This is a genomic window from Amycolatopsis sp. VC5-11 (assembly GCF_037034185.1).
GTDB lineage: Bacteria > Actinomycetota > Actinomycetes > Mycobacteriales > Pseudonocardiaceae > Amycolatopsis > Amycolatopsis nivea.
In genome coordinates this window covers 65,120-81,134 of record NZ_JBAGKF010000025.1, presented here as the reverse complement: position 1 = coordinate 81,134, position 16,015 = coordinate 65,120, and the positions used below count along the sequence as shown (strand labels likewise).

At 71.2% G+C, this 16,015-nt stretch carries 13 protein-coding genes; 6 read left to right on the top strand and 7 right to left on the bottom strand.

Going from position 1 to position 16,015, the window contains the following annotated elements:
• Nucleotides 1-80 precede the first annotated feature (80 nt).
• Nucleotides 81-599, bottom strand: coding sequence for a DUF402 domain-containing protein (locus WA670_RS41265; protein ID WP_336161556.1), 519 nt, complete (start codon nucleotides 597-599; stop codon nucleotides 81-83).
• 115 nt (nucleotides 600-714) lie between these two features.
• On the opposite strand from WA670_RS41265, the gene WA670_RS41260 reads away from it, so the two are divergent.
• From WA670_RS41260 to WA670_RS41245, 4 genes are all read left to right on the top strand, one after another.
• A complete protein-coding gene (locus WA670_RS41260) occupies nucleotides 715-2,070 on the top strand; it encodes a DUF5685 family protein (protein ID WP_336161555.1) in 1,356 nt (451 codons plus the stop codon).
• A 112-nt stretch (nucleotides 2,071-2,182) separates the two neighbouring features.
• Nucleotides 2,183-4,342 carry an excinuclease ABC subunit UvrB gene (gene uvrB, locus WA670_RS41255; RefSeq protein ID WP_037818116.1) on the top strand — a complete coding sequence of 720 codons (2,160 nt, stop codon included), beginning with the start codon at nucleotides 2,183-2,185 and terminating at the stop codon, nucleotides 4,340-4,342.
• Nucleotides 4,343-4,369: 27 nt separating this feature from the next.
• Nucleotides 4,370-4,642 carry a type II toxin-antitoxin system VapB family antitoxin gene (locus WA670_RS41250; RefSeq protein ID WP_336161552.1) on the top strand — a complete coding sequence of 91 codons (273 nt, stop codon included), beginning with the start codon at nucleotides 4,370-4,372 and terminating at the stop codon, nucleotides 4,640-4,642.
• Nucleotides 4,639-5,079 carry a type II toxin-antitoxin system VapC family toxin gene (locus tag WA670_RS41245; protein WP_336161550.1) on the top strand — a complete coding sequence of 147 codons (441 nt, stop codon included), beginning with the start codon at nucleotides 4,639-4,641 and terminating at the stop codon, nucleotides 5,077-5,079. Before WA670_RS41250 ends, WA670_RS41245 begins: the two co-directional genes overlap by 4 nt.
• A 182-nt stretch (nucleotides 5,080-5,261) precedes the next feature.
• Here the strand turns inward: WA670_RS41245 and WA670_RS41240 are convergent, their stop codons facing one another.
• Genes WA670_RS41240 through WA670_RS41230 form a run of 3 tightly spaced genes read right to left on the bottom strand, consistent with a single transcriptional unit; the run spans nucleotide 5,262 to nucleotide 9,845 of the window.
• On the bottom strand, nucleotides 5,262-6,017 hold the full coding sequence (locus tag WA670_RS41240; RefSeq protein WP_442893166.1) for an enoyl-CoA hydratase/isomerase family protein: 756 nt from the start codon (nucleotides 6,015-6,017) through the stop codon (nucleotides 5,262-5,264).
• Between the two features lie 25 nt (nucleotides 6,018-6,042).
• A complete protein-coding gene (locus WA670_RS41235) occupies nucleotides 6,043-6,981 on the bottom strand; it encodes an ABC transporter permease (protein ID WP_037818120.1) in 939 nt (312 codons plus the stop codon).
• On the bottom strand, nucleotides 6,978-9,845 hold the full coding sequence (locus WA670_RS41230) for an alpha/beta fold hydrolase (RefSeq protein ID WP_336161545.1): 2,868 nt from the start codon (nucleotides 9,843-9,845) through the stop codon (nucleotides 6,978-6,980). Before WA670_RS41230 ends, WA670_RS41235 begins: the two co-directional genes overlap by 4 nt.
• A 381-nt stretch (nucleotides 9,846-10,226) precedes the next feature.
• On the opposite strand from WA670_RS41230, the gene WA670_RS41225 reads away from it, so the two are divergent.
• Both WA670_RS41225 and WA670_RS41220 read left to right on the top strand, forming a co-directional pair.
• The gene (locus WA670_RS41225) at nucleotides 10,227-11,192 is read left to right on the top strand and encodes a TerC family protein (protein ID WP_037818122.1); all 966 of its coding nucleotides are present in this window, start codon (nucleotides 10,227-10,229) and stop codon (nucleotides 11,190-11,192) included.
• Between the two features lie 38 nt (nucleotides 11,193-11,230).
• A complete protein-coding gene (locus WA670_RS41220) occupies nucleotides 11,231-13,159 on the top strand; it encodes a S9 family peptidase (RefSeq protein ID WP_037818124.1) in 1,929 nt (642 codons plus the stop codon).
• Here WA670_RS41220 and WA670_RS41215 read toward each other — a convergent pair.
• From WA670_RS41215 to WA670_RS41205, 3 genes are all read right to left on the bottom strand, one after another.
• Complete coding sequence (locus WA670_RS41215; protein ID WP_037818125.1) at nucleotides 13,152-13,808, bottom strand: RES family NAD+ phosphorylase; 657 nt, start codon at nucleotides 13,806-13,808, stop codon at nucleotides 13,152-13,154. The genes WA670_RS41220 and WA670_RS41215 overlap by 8 nt on opposite strands.
• Before the next feature lie 89 nt (nucleotides 13,809-13,897).
• Complete coding sequence (locus tag WA670_RS41210) at nucleotides 13,898-14,479, bottom strand: hypothetical protein (RefSeq protein WP_037818127.1); 582 nt, start codon at nucleotides 14,477-14,479, stop codon at nucleotides 13,898-13,900.
• Between the two features lie 544 nt (nucleotides 14,480-15,023).
• Nucleotides 15,024-16,001, bottom strand: a complete 978-nt coding sequence (locus WA670_RS41205; RefSeq protein WP_037818128.1) for a substrate-binding domain-containing protein — start codon at nucleotides 15,999-16,001, stop codon at nucleotides 15,024-15,026.
• Nucleotides 16,002-16,015 lie beyond the last annotated feature (14 nt).

Below are 16,015 nucleotides of genomic sequence, written 5' to 3'. Positions count from 1 at the left end.
GCCGCTGATGGTGGCCGGGCGAGCCGCCCCGGGTAATCCGGCTGACCGCCGGGCGGGGGAGGGGAATCCCCCGTTCCCGGTTAGGGATGCCTGCGCCAGCCGAGCGTCATGTCCTTTGTGGACAGCCAAGCGGCGAGGTCGTATCCGTGCGCGGCGAGGCCCTCGACGGTGGCGTAGGCGACTTCGAGGGCATACTCGCCGTCTTGCTGCGAGAGCAGGTTCCCGGCGACGGCGGCGAGCAGTTCGTCGGTGTCGATCACCCGGACCGAGATCTTGTCCTTGAGCACGAGGTCGAGGTAGAGGTCGGTCGCGACCCAGCGCGGGCCGTCGCGGTGCACGCGCACGACGTCGAGGTAGAAGTCCTGGTCGCGTTCGTGGCCGGGGCTGAACCAGAAGTCGGTGATCCGCAGCCCGAGTCCCGGCAGCAGCCAGGACTCGAGGTAGTGGAACTGCGCCCGCCCCGGCGCCGGGCGCGCCAGGTACAGGCCGAACGGCTCCTCGCGGAACTCGTCCACGTCGCGGCGGATGCCCTTGTTGTCGATGTTCACGCGGGCGGCCGGGTCGAACCTCTCGACCTTGGGCGGGTGCAGATCGGTCATCCGCCCATCCTGCCTTGCCCGCGCCCTTCGCGAGAATCGCCGGAAACTTCCGCCGGAAGCCCGGCCGGCGGGCTAAAGTTCGCGGGTCATTCGGTTCTCCTGGGGGGACGCGCACTTGTTCGGGATCATCAGACCCTGCCGGCACCGGCTGGCCGGCCGGCTGCACGCGGACTGGATGGCACACCTGTGCGGCCTCTGCCTCGCGCTGCGCGACCAGCACGGGCAGTTCGCCCGCGTCGTGACGAACTACGACGCGCTGATCGTGTCGGCGCTGGTCGAGGCGCAGACGCCGAGCGGACCCCGGCGGGCCGCGGGACCGTGCCCGCTGCGGTCGATGCGCCCGGCGTCGGTCGCGGTCGGCGACGGAGCCCGGCTCGCCGCGGCGGTGTCGCTGGTCCTGGCCTCGGCGAAGGTGGACGACCACGTCGCCGACCGGGACGGCGCTTTCGCCCGGCGCCCGGTCGCCGGTGCGGCACGGCTCGTCGCCCGACGCTGGGCCGCGCAGGGCGGCCGGACCGGTGCGGGCATCGGCTTCGACACAGCGGTCCTGACCGAAGCGGTCGGCCGCCAGGGCGAGCTGGAACGCGCGATGCGCGCCGGGGACTCGCCGTTGCTGGCGACCGAACCGGCTGAGCTGGCTTCGTCCGCGGCGTTCGCGCAGACCGCGGTGATCGCCGGACGCCCGCGCAACCGCGCACCTCTCGCCGAGGCCGGACGGCTGTTCGGCCGGGTGGCCCACCTGCTCGACGCGGTGGAGGACCTGGCCGCGGATGCCGCGTCCGGGTCCTGGAATCCGTTGCTGGCCACGGGAACCGCGCTGGACGAGGCCCACCGGCTGTGCTCGGACGCGGTGCTCGGGGTCGAGCTGGCGTTGCGCGAGGCCGAGTTCACCGATTCGGCGTTGGTGCACGCGTTGCTGGTGCACGAGCTGCGGCAGGCGGTGCGGCGGGCGTTCGGGCATCACCACCTGCACGGCCAGCAGCCGCCGCCCGGGTGGATCGGGCCGGGGCCGACGCCGCAGCAGTCGCCTTACGGACCGGGGCCTGGGGTGCCTGGGCCTGGGCAGCCGGGGATGCCCGCGTACGGGCCGCCGCCGGGCTACGGGGCTCCGGTGCCGGGGTACGGACCTGCGGGCATGCCCGGATCCGGCGGTCCTCCCGGTCCTGGCGGGCCGGGTGGCCCGGGTGGTCCCGGTGGTCCGGACGGTCCCGAGCCGCCGGAGGGCGGGGATTCGCTGGACGGCAAGGGCGGCGGCTGCTGGGTGCCGAAGTTCGCCGTCCCGCCGAAACGCCGGAACTTCTTCGCGGGCTGCGCCATCGCGACGTACATGTGCTGCTCCTGCCAGTTCTGCTGCCGCGACCCGTACCCGGGCCCGTGGAGCGGCGAACCGAACAGCGGCGGCTGCGACTGCTGCGATTGCGGCGGATGCGACTGCGATTGCTGCGGCGGGTGCGACTGCTGCAGCTGCTGAGCCGTCCGCGGGCTCCCCGCACCGCCGTCCGGGGAGCCCGCGAAGACGGCAGATCCCCAGCTCAGCGGGGCCGTCGCGGAAATTGTCGGTGCCCCGGCCTACCCTGGTTCCCGTGGCTTTCGCAACCGAACACCCCGTCCTCGCCCAGTCCGACTTCCGCCCCGTCTCCGAGGTGCCCCGCGCCGGCGGCCGGTTCGAGGTCGTCAGCGAGTACCAGCCCGCGGGCGACCAGCCCGCGGCCATCGACGATCTCGAACGCCGGATCAAGGCGGGCGAGAAAGACGTCGTGCTGCTGGGCGCCACCGGCACCGGCAAATCGGCCACCACCGCGTGGCTGATCGAACGCGTCCAGCGGCCCACCCTGGTGATGGCGCCGAACAAGACGCTGGCCGCGCAGCTGGCCAACGAGCTGCGCGAGCTGTTCCCGCACAACGCGGTCGAATACTTCGTCAGCTACTACGACTACTACCAGCCCGAGGCGTACATCGCGCAGACGGACACCTACATCGAGAAGGACTCGTCGATCAACGACGACGTCGAGCGGCTGCGCCACTCCGCCACGATGAACCTGCTCTCGCGCCGCGACGTCATCGTGGTCGCGTCGGTGTCCTGCATCTACGGCCTCGGCACGCCGCAGTCGTACCTCGACCGGTCCACGAAGCTGGAGGTCGGCGGCACGGTGGAGCGCGACGTGCTGCTGCGCGCGCTGGTCGACGTGCAGTACTCGCGCAACGACATCGCCTTCGCGCGCGGCACGTTCCGCGTCCGCGGCGACACGGTGGAGATCATCCCGGCGTACGAGGAGCTGGCGATCCGCGTCGAGTTCTTCGGCGACGAGATCGACAAGCTGTACTACCTGCACCCGCTCACCGGCGACATCGTGCGCGAGGTCGACGAGGTCCGGATCTTCCCGGCCACGCACTACGTCGCCGGGCCGGAGCGGATGGAGAAGGCGATCCGCGGCATCGAGGCCGAACTGGAGGAGCGGCTGGCCGAGCTGGAGAAGCAGGGCAAGCTGCTGGAGGCCCAGCGGCTGCGCATGCGCACCGCCTACGACATCGAGATGATGCGCCAGGTCGGCTTCTGCTCCGGCATCGAGAACTACTCGCGGCACATCGACGGCCGCGGCGCGGGTTCCGCGCCCGCCACGCTGATCGACTACTTCCCGGAAGACTTCCTGCTGGTCATCGACGAATCGCACCAGACGGTGCCGCAGATCGGCGGCATGTACGAGGGCGACATGAGCCGCAAGCGCAACCTCGTCGACTACGGGTTCCGGCTGCCCAGCGCGGTCGACAACCGGCCGCTCACCTGGGAGGAGTTCTCCGACCGGATCGGGCAGACGGTGTACCTGTCGGCGACGCCGGGCCCGTACGAGATGGGCCAGACCGGCGGCGAGTTCGTCGAGCAGGTCATCCGGCCCACCGGCCTGGTCGACCCGAAGGTGGTCGTGAAGCCCACCGAGGGGCAGATCGACGACCTGGTGCACGAGATCCGCGAGCGCGCGGACAAGGACGAGCGCGTCCTGGTCACCACGCTCACCAAGAAGATGGCCGAGGACCTCACGGACTACCTGCTGGAGCTGGGCATCCGCGTCCGGTACCTGCACTCGGAGGTCGACACGCTGCGCCGGGTCGAGCTGCTGCGCCAGCTGCGCGCGGGCGACTACGACGTCCTGGTCGGCATCAACCTGCTGCGCGAGGGCCTCGACCTGCCCGAGGTGTCGCTGGTCGCGATCCTCGACGCGGACAAGGAAGGCTTCCTGCGCAGCGGAACCTCGCTGATCCAGACCATCGGCCGCGCGGCGCGGAACGTGTCCGGCGAGGTCCACATGTACGCGGACAAGATCACCGACTCGATGAAGTACGCGATCGACGAGACCGACCGCCGCCGCGCCAAGCAGGTCGCCTACAACGAGGAACGCGGCCTCGACCCGCAGCCGCTGCGCAAGAAGATCGCCGACATCCTCGACCGCGTCTACACCGAAGCGGAAGACTCCGACGAGGCGGTCGCGGTAGGCGGTTCGGGCCGCAACGCCTCGCGCGGCAAGAAGCCGGAACAGGGCGACCGCGTCCGCAGCTCGGGCATGCTCACCGACAAGAACGTGGGGTCGATGCCGCGCGCCGAACTGGCCGACCTGATCCAGCAGATGACCGACCAGATGATGCAGGCCGCCCGCGACCTGCAGTTCGAACTGGCCGCCCGGCTGCGCGACGAGGTCTCCGACCTGAAGAAGGAACTGCGGGGGATGGACGCGGCCGGAATCAAGTAATTACACCGTTTCCGGTACCATTACACCATGGCGATGAACATCAAGGATCCGGAAACGGAGCGCCTGGCCGCGGAGGTGGCCGAGCTGACCGGCACCACCAAAACCGGCGCGGTCCGCGAGTCGCTGCGGATCATGCGCGACCGGCTGGTCGCGCAGCGGCGCGCGGAGCGGAACGCGGACGAGTTCGTGCGCTTCCTGCAGGAGGAGATCTGGCCGCAGGTTTCCCCGGAGAACCGGGGCACGCCGGTCAGCAAGGCCGAGCGCGAGGAAATCCTCGGATACGGGCCGGGTGGCGTGTGATCATCGACAGTTCCGCGATCGTGGCGGTGCTCATGGGCGAACCGCTGGCGGTGCCGATCGCCCGGGCGATCGGCGCCGAACCGCTGGCGGTGCCGATCGCCCGGGCGATCGGCGGCGCGGAGGAATGCCGGATCGGGGCCCCGACCCTGGCGGAGACCTCGATCGTGCTGGCGCACAAGGAAGGCGAGCGGGGAGCCACGCTGCTGGCTTCGTTCCTGCAACGGCGGCGGTTCGACATCCTCACGTTCGGCGAAGCGCACTGGCGGACCGCGCAGACCGCGTACCTGCGCTATGGCAAGGGCAGGCATCCCGCCGCGCTGAACTTCGGCGACTGCCTCACCTACGCGGCCGCGATGATCGCCGGGGAACCGCTGCTCTGCATCGGCGACGATTTCCCGCAGACCGACCTGGAGCTGGTCAAGCTAGCGGAGAACTGACGGCGATCAGCCGGGCGGGCCCCCCAGCCGGGGGTGCGCTCCAAGCTGAGGCACCCCCGGTTCCCGGACCCTCGTATCGACTTTCACAGAAACATGCGCCCGAAGCAATGGGTTCGAGGGCACAGCCGAGGCAAGAAAGTCTCCTGTCCGCGGTCGCCACCGGCGAACCACGGCCGCAAGGGTCAGTGCTTCAGCACCTTCTCCACGTACGCCTTCACCGCCGCGAGTGCCGGTTCGGACCGCCACAAACGCTCTACCTGCGCGTCGTCGGACACGCGGTTCTCCGCGATCCGCTGGTGGTACGGCTGCCGCAGCTGCTGCTTCGTGTGCGCGAAGGACTCCGCGGGCAGTTCGCCGAGCCGGGAAGCCAGTTCGCGGGCGCGGGTGAGCATCTCGTCGGCGGGCACGATCTCGTCGACCAGGCCGCGGGGGAGCGCGTCGGCCATGGTGACCGTCGCGCCGCTGTAGATCAGCGACGGCAGTGGGGTCGTGCCGTACGTGCAGCGCAGGATTTCCAGCGCCGACAACGGGAACGGCACGCCCACCAGCAGCTCCGTCACGCCGATGCGGCCGGGGCCGTCCGCGGCGATCCGGTGGTCGCACGCCGCCGCCAGGACCATGCCGCCCGCGATCGCGTGGCCGTTCACCGCCGCCACCACCGGGCGCGGGAAACCGAACACGGCCAGGAACGCGTCCGACAGCGCGGGCAGGAAATCGCCGACGTAGCGCGCGCCGCCCTCGTCGATCGCGAGCAGGTCCACTCCGGCGGAGAACATGTCGCCCGCACCGGTGAGCACGACCGCGCGCGCCCCGGCAGCTTCGGCCTCTTCGAGTCTGATCACCAGTTCTTTGCAGGTGGCGGTGTCGAGGGTGTTGCCGCGCCCGTGTTCGAGGGTCACGAGTGCGACGCCGGCGTCGAGTTCCAGGTGGATCGTCACGCGCCGAACCGTACCGGACATCCGCCTAGCTGGTGACGTCCTTCCGCGCGAACCGGCGGCCCGCCAGCAGCAGGAACACCGTCGTGTAAATGACCGACGACAGCACTCCGCTGGCCAGGTTCGTCCAGTCGATGTCGGTGGAGATCAGGTCGATCCAGGCGAACGAATAATGCGTCGGCAGATAGTTCCGCAGACCCTCCAAAGCGGTGATCTGGTCGAGGATCTGGGACAGGATCGCCACCAGCACCGTCCCGCCGACCGCGCCGAGCGGGGCCTCCGTCGACACGCTCAGCAGCAGCGCGAGCCCGGCGACCCAGGCCAGCTGCACCACGATGTACACAGTGGACATCAGCAGCGCCAGCAGGCTGTCGCCGAAGCCGACCGCGTCGCCGGTGGGGCTGATCGCGTCGCCCGCGCCGTACCAGATGATGCCGACCAGCAGCGAAACCACCGGCAGCAGCACCAGCGCGGCGATGGACAGCAGCCCGGACACCGCGGCCTTCTGCCGCAGCAGCCGCTGCCGCGGCACCGGGATCGCCAGCAGGTACTTCAGGCTCGACCACGACGATTCGCTCGCGATCGTGTCGCCGAAGAACAACGCGACGATCATCGGAAGCAGGAACGTGCCGGACACGAAGAACGCGAGCACCACGAAGTTCGGCGCGCTCGCCGTCGCGAGGTCCACGAATCCGCCGGTGCGGCGGTTCGGATTCGCCTGCCCGATCTGGAACGCCACCACGAGGATGAACGGCAGCACCGCGACGAACGCCAGCACCAGCTGGGTCCGCCTGCGGCGCAGCTGCCGTTTCAGCTCCACGCCGAGCCGCAGCGTCCGGTCGGCCCGGTAGCCCGCGACCGCGCCGTCCGGGCCGACCTCGGCCGGTTCCGCGGTGGCCAGGTCGCTCAGTTCCTGCAGCGCGGCCGGGTCGGTGTGCACCCCGCCGGAACCGTTGCCCTCGCTCATGAATCCTCTCCCACCAGCTGCAGGAACGCGTCTTCGAGCCGGCGGCGCGGCCCGGCCTGCTCGACCGCGACCCCGGCGCGCACGAGCGCCGCGACCGCGTCGGCGCGCGGCATCCCGTCGAGGTTCGCGTGCACCAGATCGCCCTCGGTCTCGATGTCCGACACCCCGCCGATGCTCTTGAGCGTCGCCGCGGCCGCCGCCGAGTCGTCGACCCGGAACGTGGCCTCGCCGCTCGAGGCCGCCAGCTCGCCGACCTCGCCCGAGGCCACGAGCCTCCCGCGGTGCATGACCACCACGTGCGAACACGTCTGCTCGACCTCGGCCAGGAGATGGCTCGAGACGACGACGGTGCGCCCGGTGGCGGCGTAGCGCTGCAGGACCTCGCGCATCTGGTGGATCTGCGGCGGGTCGAGCCCGTTGGTCGGTTCGTCGAGCACCATCAGCTCCGGCAGCCCGAGCATCGCCTGCGCGATCGCGAGCCGCTGCCGCATGCCCTGGCTGTAGGTCTTCACCCGCCGGTGCACCGCGTCGCCGAGCCCGGCGATCTCCAGCGCCTCGGTGAAATGCGCCTTCTCGGCAGGCCGCCCGGTCGCCGCCCAGTACAGCTCCAGGTTCGCCTTGCCGGACAGATGCGGCAGGAATCCCGAGCCCTCGACGAACGACCCGATCCGCGACAGCACCGGCGCGCCCGGCGCGATCCGGTGGCCGAACACGCGGATCTCGCCCGCGGTCGGCGTGATCAGGCCCATCAGCATCCGCAGCGTGGTCGTCTTGCCCGCGCCGTTCGGCCCGAGCAGCCCGAGCACCTGGCCCGGTTCGACGCGGAACGACAGGTCCGCCACCGCGGTGAACCCGCCCGCGTACTGCTTGCGCAGCCCCTTGATCACCAGCGGCGTCTCCGCGAGCTCCGGGTCGACGTCGTGCGCCCGGCGGCGGCGGATCGCCGCGACCGCGACGAACGCGATCGCGACCAGCAGCGTCGCGCCGATGCCGATCAGCTGCCCGACCGGCAGGGGAGCGCCGACCGAAGCGCCGGGCACCACCGGGACGGCGAGCGCCGCGCCCGGCGCGAGCCCGACCCGGAACACGCCCGGCTGCGCCGGCACCGAGTACGCCTGGTCCGTCGTGCCCACCACGAGCCGCAGCGAATGCCCGGAGTCGATCGGCCGCACGACGCCCGGCAGCGTCACCGTGACGTCGACCGGCGTGCCGTCCGCGGGCAGCCCGGTGACCCGGAACGGCGCGACCGCGTTCGCGGGCAGCACGCGGGTGCCGTCCTGGCCGACGTCGTACAGCTTCGCGAACAGCACCGCCTCCGGCTGCGGATGCGCCGGATCGGTCGCGACCTGCAGCCGGACCGTGCTCGAACCCGACAGCAGCACCTGGCTGTCGAACGGCGCGGTGCCGAACTGCGCGGCCTGCCCCGGCGGGTCGCTGCTGAACAGCGGAGCCAGCCGGGAGGTGCCCGCCGCGAGTCCGTTGAGCCCAGGAATTCCGCTCACTGCGGCCGGGTTCGCGCCTGCGGGCCGGACGATCGGCTGCGCCGGTCCGGTGAGCGCCACCTGCTTCCGCTCGGTTCCCGCGCCGCTGAGGCCCGGGTATGCGGCGGCGTTGACCGTGCGCACCGACGGGGTTCCGTTGGCACGCAACGTGCCTTGGACGTCGTAGCTGAATCCGTGGCCGGGGTCGCCCTGACCGGTGAGCGACGACCACAGGAAGTCGCCGATCTTCGCGCGCAGCTGCGGTCCGGGGACGCCGCCGTCGTGCCCGCCGGTGTACCAGATCGTGCGCACCGATCCGCCCGCCGCGGTGATCTGCCGCGCGGTGGCGTCGGATTGGTCGAGCCCGAAGAGCGTGTCGCTCTCGCCCTGGACGAGCAGCGTCGGCGCGGTGATCTTGCCGGTGACCGACGAGGGGGAGACGCGGTGCAGCAGCGCGACCGTCTCCGGGCTGGCCTTGCCGGTGGTCGCGAGTTCCGCGTACGCCTTGCACACCGCCGCGGTGAACCGGCCGCACGGATCCGTGGACGGACGCTCGGCTCGGGCACCAGCCGGTGGCGCGGCGGCTTGCGGCGCGGTGCCGCCGCTGTTGCCCGCGGTGCTGCCGTTGTCGTTGGTCTTCTGTCCTGCTTCCGGCGCTTCGGCGGACGGCGTGCTCGCCGCGGCCGCGCCCGAACCGGCGGAGAAGAAAATGCCCGCCCAGCTCTTCTTGAAGACGCCGTCCGGAGAGAACGCGCCGGCCGCCGGGGTCTTCGCCGACGGAGCGTTCGTCGCCGCGGCGTTCGGCACGAGAGCCTGGCCGAGGTCGTTGTAGGTGATCACCGGCGCGAGCGCGCGCACCCGGTGGTCGGTCCCGGCGAGCAGCAGCGACAGCGAACCGCCGTACGACGCCCCGGTCACGCCGATCTCGGGCGCGCCGTCGGAGCCGGTCGCCACGTCGTGGCTCGCCGCCAGCCGGTCGACCAGCCTGCGCGCGTCGGCGACCTCGCCGTCGGGGTCGTTGAGCCCGATTTTGCCGGTGCTGTGCCCGAATCCGCGCGCGGACCAGGCGAGCACCACGAACCCGCGCTGCGCCAGTTCGCGCGCCTGCGGGTCCACACTGGACTTGTCGCCGCCGAAGCCGTGCGCGAGCAGCACGGCGGGCGCGGGCGTGTGTTCGGGGTAGTAGGTGGTGGTGTCGATCCGCACCTGGTCGGGGGAACCCGGTGCGGCCGGCATCGAGAGGAAGGCGTCCTGGGTGCGGACCGGCGCGGGACCGCGGTCGCGAGTCGCCCAGACAGTCACCGCGGCAGCGGCGACCAGCACCACGGCGGCGACGGCAGCGAGCCGGGAGCCGCGGGTGCGGGGAAGCGGGATTCGGGGCACGACGCGACGTTATGACGATTTTGCTGAGAACGGTGACACGGGCTCACACGGATCAAATACAGTTCACCCGCTTGGCACCGTGACCGGCTGATTCCGGCGTCCAGGTGCGAACCCGGACAGTCGCCGGTTCGGCCGTTCGACGCCCGGAGTGACGAAGGAGACACGGCCGGTCCAGTGATGAGGGCAACCCCGGCTGGCGTTCGCAGCCCGTAACCGGCAGACTGAACGCGCTGTGAGGGGAGTATTCCTTCGCGGCGGTGTCGTCAGCACGGTGCACCCGGCGAGTCATTCGCCGAGGTCCCCGGCACCGTCGGCCGGTTTCGCACCGGCGGGAGAGACCTCCGGTTAGTTGCTGCTGCGCACTATCCGGAGGTTTCAGAGATGACCGTCCCCCTGTGGCTGTGGTTCGCGACAGTCGGCGGGCTGCTCGCGCTGATCGCCATCGACCTGGTGATCGTCGACCACAAGCCGCACGAGGTGACCACCGGCGAGGCCGCTCGCTGGGTGATCTTCTACATCGCCTGCGCCGTCCTGTTCGGAGCGGGCATCTGGTTCTTCGCCGGGCACGACCCCGGCGTCCAGTTCTTCACCGGGTACATCACCGAGTACTCGCTGAGCGTGGACAACCTGTTCATCTTCATGATCATCATGACCTCGTTCAAGGTGCCCGCGATCCACCAGCACCGCGTGCTGCTCGTCGGGATCCTGCTCGCGCTGGGCATGCGGAGCGTGTTCATCGCGGTCGGCGCGGCGCTGATCAACCAGTTCGTGTGGGTGTTCTTCGTCTTCGGCGCGGTGCTCGTCTGGACCGCGATCAGCATGCTGCGCGGCAACGGCGACGAGGAGGAGTACCACGAGAACGCGCTCACCCGCTGGGTGCGCAAGCTCTACCCGGTCACCGACGACTACCGCGGCCACAAGTACCTGGTGAAGGAAGACGGCAAGCGGAAGATCACCCCGATGCTGCTGGTGATCGTCGCGATCGGCTCGGCCGACCTGCTGTTCGCGGTGGACTCCATCCCGGCGATCTTCGGGATCACCCAGGAGGCGTTCCTGGTCTTCACCGCCAACGCGTTCGCGCTGATGGGCCTGCGGCAGCTGTACTTCCTGCTCGGCGGGCTGGTCACGAAGCTCGTGTACCTCAGCTACGGCCTCGCGGTGATCCTCGCCTTCATCGGGGCGAAGCTCGTGATCCACGCGCTGCACGAGTACCACCTCGCGCCGGACTGGCTGGACATCAACAACTGGATGTCCCTCGGCGTGATCGTCGTGGTCCTCACCGTCACCACGGTGCTGAGCCTGGCGAAGGCCAAGCGCGACGAACGCCGGGCGGTAGAGGCGAAATAGGTCGTTTGCCTTGCTAAGGATCGGGTACGGTCGTCGGCATGCGTCCTGCCGACATCGAAGTCCTCGCCGTCCCCGGCCGTCCCGCGCTGCGCGGTGATCTCCTGCTCGCCGCGGTGAGCAGTCCCGACCTGGAAACCGATCAGTACCGCAGCGCGATCCGGCGGATCTCGCTGTCCGGCGGCGAATCGCCGTGGACGCAGGGTCCGCGCGATTCGTCGCCGGCCATCTCGCCGGACGGCCGGTGGGTCGCGTTCCTGCGCGCCGGCGACGGGAAGGGCGCGGAAGGCAGTCCGCAGGTGCACGTGATGCCCGTCGACGGCGGCGAATCGCGGAAGCTCACGTCGCTGCACCTCGGTGCGGACGCGCCGGTGTGGGCCCCGGATTCGCGCTGGCTCGCGTTCACCGCGCGGGAAGCCGAGCCGGGCCGCTACGGCACCGAGGACGCCGACGAGCGCACGCCGGAGCCCGCCGCCGAGGCGCCGCGGCTGATCACGCGGCTCGACTACCGCATCGACAACGTCGGCTTCCTGCGCGACCGGCCCAAGCGGCTGTACGTGCTCGACACCTTCGAAGAGGGCGAGCCGGAAGCGGTGACGCCGCGCGACTACAGCGTGAACCAGCCGGTCTGGACGCCGGACGGCGAGCGGGTGGTCGTGACCGTGCCGCACGACTTCGACCGGACGGAAACGCGCGAGCACGACCTCGTTGCGTTCCCGGTCGACGGTGGCGCCCCCGAGGTGCTGGCCGCTTGCGCCGGGTACGCCGATCAGCCGGTGTACGCGCCGGACGGCACGCTCTACTTCTTCGGCACGTCCCATGAGGACGGTGTCGTCGTCGCTTCCAACATCGGGCTGTACGCAGTCGTGCCGGACGGGAAACCGCGGCGGCTGACCGATGTGGAGACCGTCGACGTCGAGCCCGGCTCCGGCCCGGCGCTTCCGCTCGGCGACGAGGTCCTGGTCGCGGTGCGCAACCGCGGTGCGGTGGAACTGCGGGCGATCCCGACGGATGCCGACGGTACGAAGCTCGACGACTTGCGCGTGCTGCACGCCGGGCATTCGGCGGTCCACGGATTCGCCGCGGACGGCGACACGGTTGTCGCGGTAGTGGCCGATTTGGACACCGCGGGCGAGCTGGTGGTGCTCGGCTTAGACGGCCCGCGCGTGCTCACCGATTACTCGAAGCCGTTGCGGGACAAGGGTCTTTGCGAGGTCGTGGAGCTCGAAACGACCGCGCCGGACGGCTACCCGGTGCACGGCTGGCTCGTCCTTCCCGACGGCGAGGGCCCGCACCCGGTGCTGCGCGTGGTGCACGGCGGGCCGTTCGCCCAGCAGGAATGGACGGTGTTCGACGAGGCGCAGGTGTACGCGTCGGCCGGGTTCGCCGTCGTGCTCGGCAACCCGCGCGGATCGGCCGGATACGGGCAGTCGCACGGTACTTCGGTCGTGCACAACATGGGCACCGTCGACGTCGACGACGTGCTCGCCCTGCTCGACAAGGCGCTGGAGCGGCCGGACCTCGACGCGTCGCGGACCGGGATCATGGGCGGTTCCTACGGCGGGTTCATGACGAGCTGGGTCGCCGCGAAGCACCCGGACCGGTTCCGCGCGGCGTGGAGCGAGCGCGCGGTGAACGCGTGGGACTCCTTCGCGGGCAGCTCCGACATCGGCTACTACTTCACCGAGGGCTACGTCGGCGCGGACCCCGACGAGCAGCGGCGCCGCAGCCCGCTCAGCTACGCCGCCGACGTGCGGATCCCGTTCGCCGTCGTGCATTCCGAGCAGGACTGGCGGTGCCCGCTGGAGCAGGCGCAGCGGCAGTTCGTGGCGCTGCGCCAGGCCGGCGTCGAGACGGAGTTCCTGCTGTTCCCCGGCGAGGGGCACGAGCTGACGCGCTCCGGCAAGCCGCGGCACCGGGTGCAGCGGTTCGAGGCGGTGCTGGCCTGGTGGTCCCGGCACCTCAGCTGAGCAGCGTGTAGTTCAGCTCCTCGCACACCCGCCCGAGCGGCACGTCGAGCCCCGGATGGTCCAGCGGAAGCAGGACGTCCGGGGCGATCGGCAGCGCCGCGCCCGCGGGCGGGTCCCACAGGCACAACGAGGGCTTGCCCGCGTCCATCGACGAGCGGTACCAGAGCCCGTCGAGGTCCGGCATCGCGCCGCGGATCGCCCGCGCCCACGCCTGGGTGATCTTTTTCGGGCCGCTGGAGATCTCCTGCGACGCGCCGACCCGGGTGGGCCACAGCCCGGTGAGGTCGAGCAGTCGCAGCACGCGCGTCGGGCGCACCACGACCAGCCGCGGGCCGCGCGTCGTGCGGTCGACCGTCGAGGTCGTCTGGAACACCTCGGCGACGCTCGTGCGCACGGTCAGGCCGAAGTACAGCACGCCGTTGCCCGGGTCGGTGACCGGACGGCCGCCGCGGCCGGGCTGCTGCTGGTCGAACCGGCCGTGCGGGAGCGGGCCGGTGTAGCGGAAGGTGTTCCACTGCTGCGGATGGTTGCCGTGTGCGGTGAAGATGCGGACCAGCCGGGTCTCGGGCTGCACCGAAACCACGTCGTGGCTGCGGTCCAGCCCCTTGACCAGAGCAGACCGCGCCGGAGGCGAGGGGAGCCGGGCCATGCGGGGGAGGTCGTCCGTCCTGTGTCGGGGCAGGGGGCGGGCCTGCGCCGCGGTGGGCGGGCGGCGCGCAGGCGGGGAAGGTCAGCGGGTCAGAACGGCGAGCCGAGCGTGGCGACGAGCCGGGCCACCTGCTCGGGGTCGCCGCCGGCGAGCAGCCACTGCCGCGGCGTGGCCGGCCGGTCGCTGATCACCAGGTCGGACTGCGGGGTGTTCATGAACGCGGCGACGACCAGCGCGGGCTGGTCTTCCGGGACGGCGCGCAGCACGGTTTCGAGGCCGGGCAGCACGCCCGCGCCGTTGAACTGCCACGCGGGCAGCCGCCAGCCCTGGTCCTTCCAGCCGGTGAGCCTGCCTTCCTTGAGGCGGTGCCGGATCCGGCTGTCGTCGACGTTCAGCATCTCGGCGGCCTGGCCGACCGAAAGCGCGGAATCGGCGAGCACGGCGTGCGCGGCGACGGTGCGCGCGCGGAAGTCCGGTTCGCCCTCGTCGCGCGGGCTCAGGTCGAGCCCCGCGTCGGTCAGCGCGGCGCGCTGGTCGGGGGAGAAGTAGTGCGAGGGGTCGGGGTTGGGCGGCGACAGCCTTCGGGCCGCGTCCTCCACGAGCGTGAGAAACTCGTTCGCGTCGGCTTTGAGGCCGGCTCTTGCGAGAACGTTCTCCAGCGCTATCGACATACGCTCAGCCTAGCGCGTGTGTGCGGGTTCGTGCGGTTTCTCGCCTTTTTGTGGGTGAATTCACCAAAGATCGACACGCATCGCACAGAAGTCAACACGATGGGTAGGCGAGTTCGGGCCAGTCTGCCCCGCACCGGGTGGCTTGTCCAGGCTTTCGAGTGCTTGACACTCCCGGACCGCCGATTTACGTTGCGAACGAGTAATCGGTTTCCCGCCCTCGGGTGCGGCCCGTGCTCCGCCGTCCGCGGCGGACGCTGGGGGGACAGGGGGTGGGGCGTGCCTGGCGGCTCGGCGGAACTCCGCCGGGCCGCCAGGCACGTCGTTTCCCCTCGCATCGCGCTCTCGTCTCGGACGTCTTCGGCGGGTTTCGCCGGGTCTTCCCGGCTCGTCGGATCGTCCGCCGCCCTCGGACGGTCTCAGACGCCGGTCCCATCCTCCGGTCTCCTGCGGCTTCTCGTGAGCGGCAAGGCCGGTTCTAACCGGCATTGCCACGCACGAGGCCCCGCCGCAGTTCGCCGGGTGCCGCCGTTGCGCGGTAGTCCGGTCAGCGGTGCGAGCTCTGCCGGTCGATCAGCTGCGCGTCCAGGGTCGTGGTGACCGGCTCGCGGGTGCTGTCGGCGATGCGGGCCAGCAGCAGTTGGGCGGCGACCCGGCCGATCTCGTACGCCGGCTGCGCGACGACCGTCAGCGGCGGGTCGATGAGCGTCGTCCACGGGGCGTCGTCGAACGAGACGATGCCGATGTCGCGCCCGGCCCGCAGGCGCCGTTCCGCGAGCGCCTCCAGCACCCCGATCGCCATCGTGCTGTTGGCGACCAGCAGCGCGTCCGGCGGCTCCGGCTGGTCCAGCAGGTCCCCGGCGGCGTGGCGCGCGCCTTCCGCGCGGTATTCGGCGCGGCGGAAGACCGCGTTCTCCTCGCCGACCGCGTCGAGGTAGCCCGACAGCCGGTCGTCGGCGGTGCGCACGCCGGACGGCCCGGTCAGGCACGCCACCCGCCGGTAGCCGTTCGCGACGAGGTGCCGGGCCGCCTGCCGGGCGGCGCGGCGGGTGTCGACGAGCACCTGGTCGCCGTCGGTGCCGGGCAGCGGCCGGTCGACCGCGACCACCGGGATGCCGAGCCTGCGCAGCCGCGTGACGCTCGTGGCCGGTCCGGTGGGGGAGAGCAGCACGCCCGCGACGCGTTCCTGCAGCGCGACGTCGAGGTACCGGCGCTCCTTGTCCTCGTTCTCGTCGGAATTGCAGAGCACGACGGAATACCCGGACACCTGCGCGAGATCCTCGACCCCGCGCGCGATCGAGGTGAAGAACGGGTTCTCGACGTCGGAGATGATCAGCGCGAGCACCGCGGTTTCCTGGCGGCGCAGGTTTCTCGCCAGTCCGTTCGGGTGATAGCCGAGCTCCTCGGCGGCCTCGAGCACCCGGGCGGCCAGCTCCGGGTCCACTGTGGACTTGCCGTTCAGGGTCCGCGACACCGTGGCGGTCGAGACGCCCGCCCTGGCGGCGACGTCGCTGATCGTGGCCACCGAGCCTCCTCGTC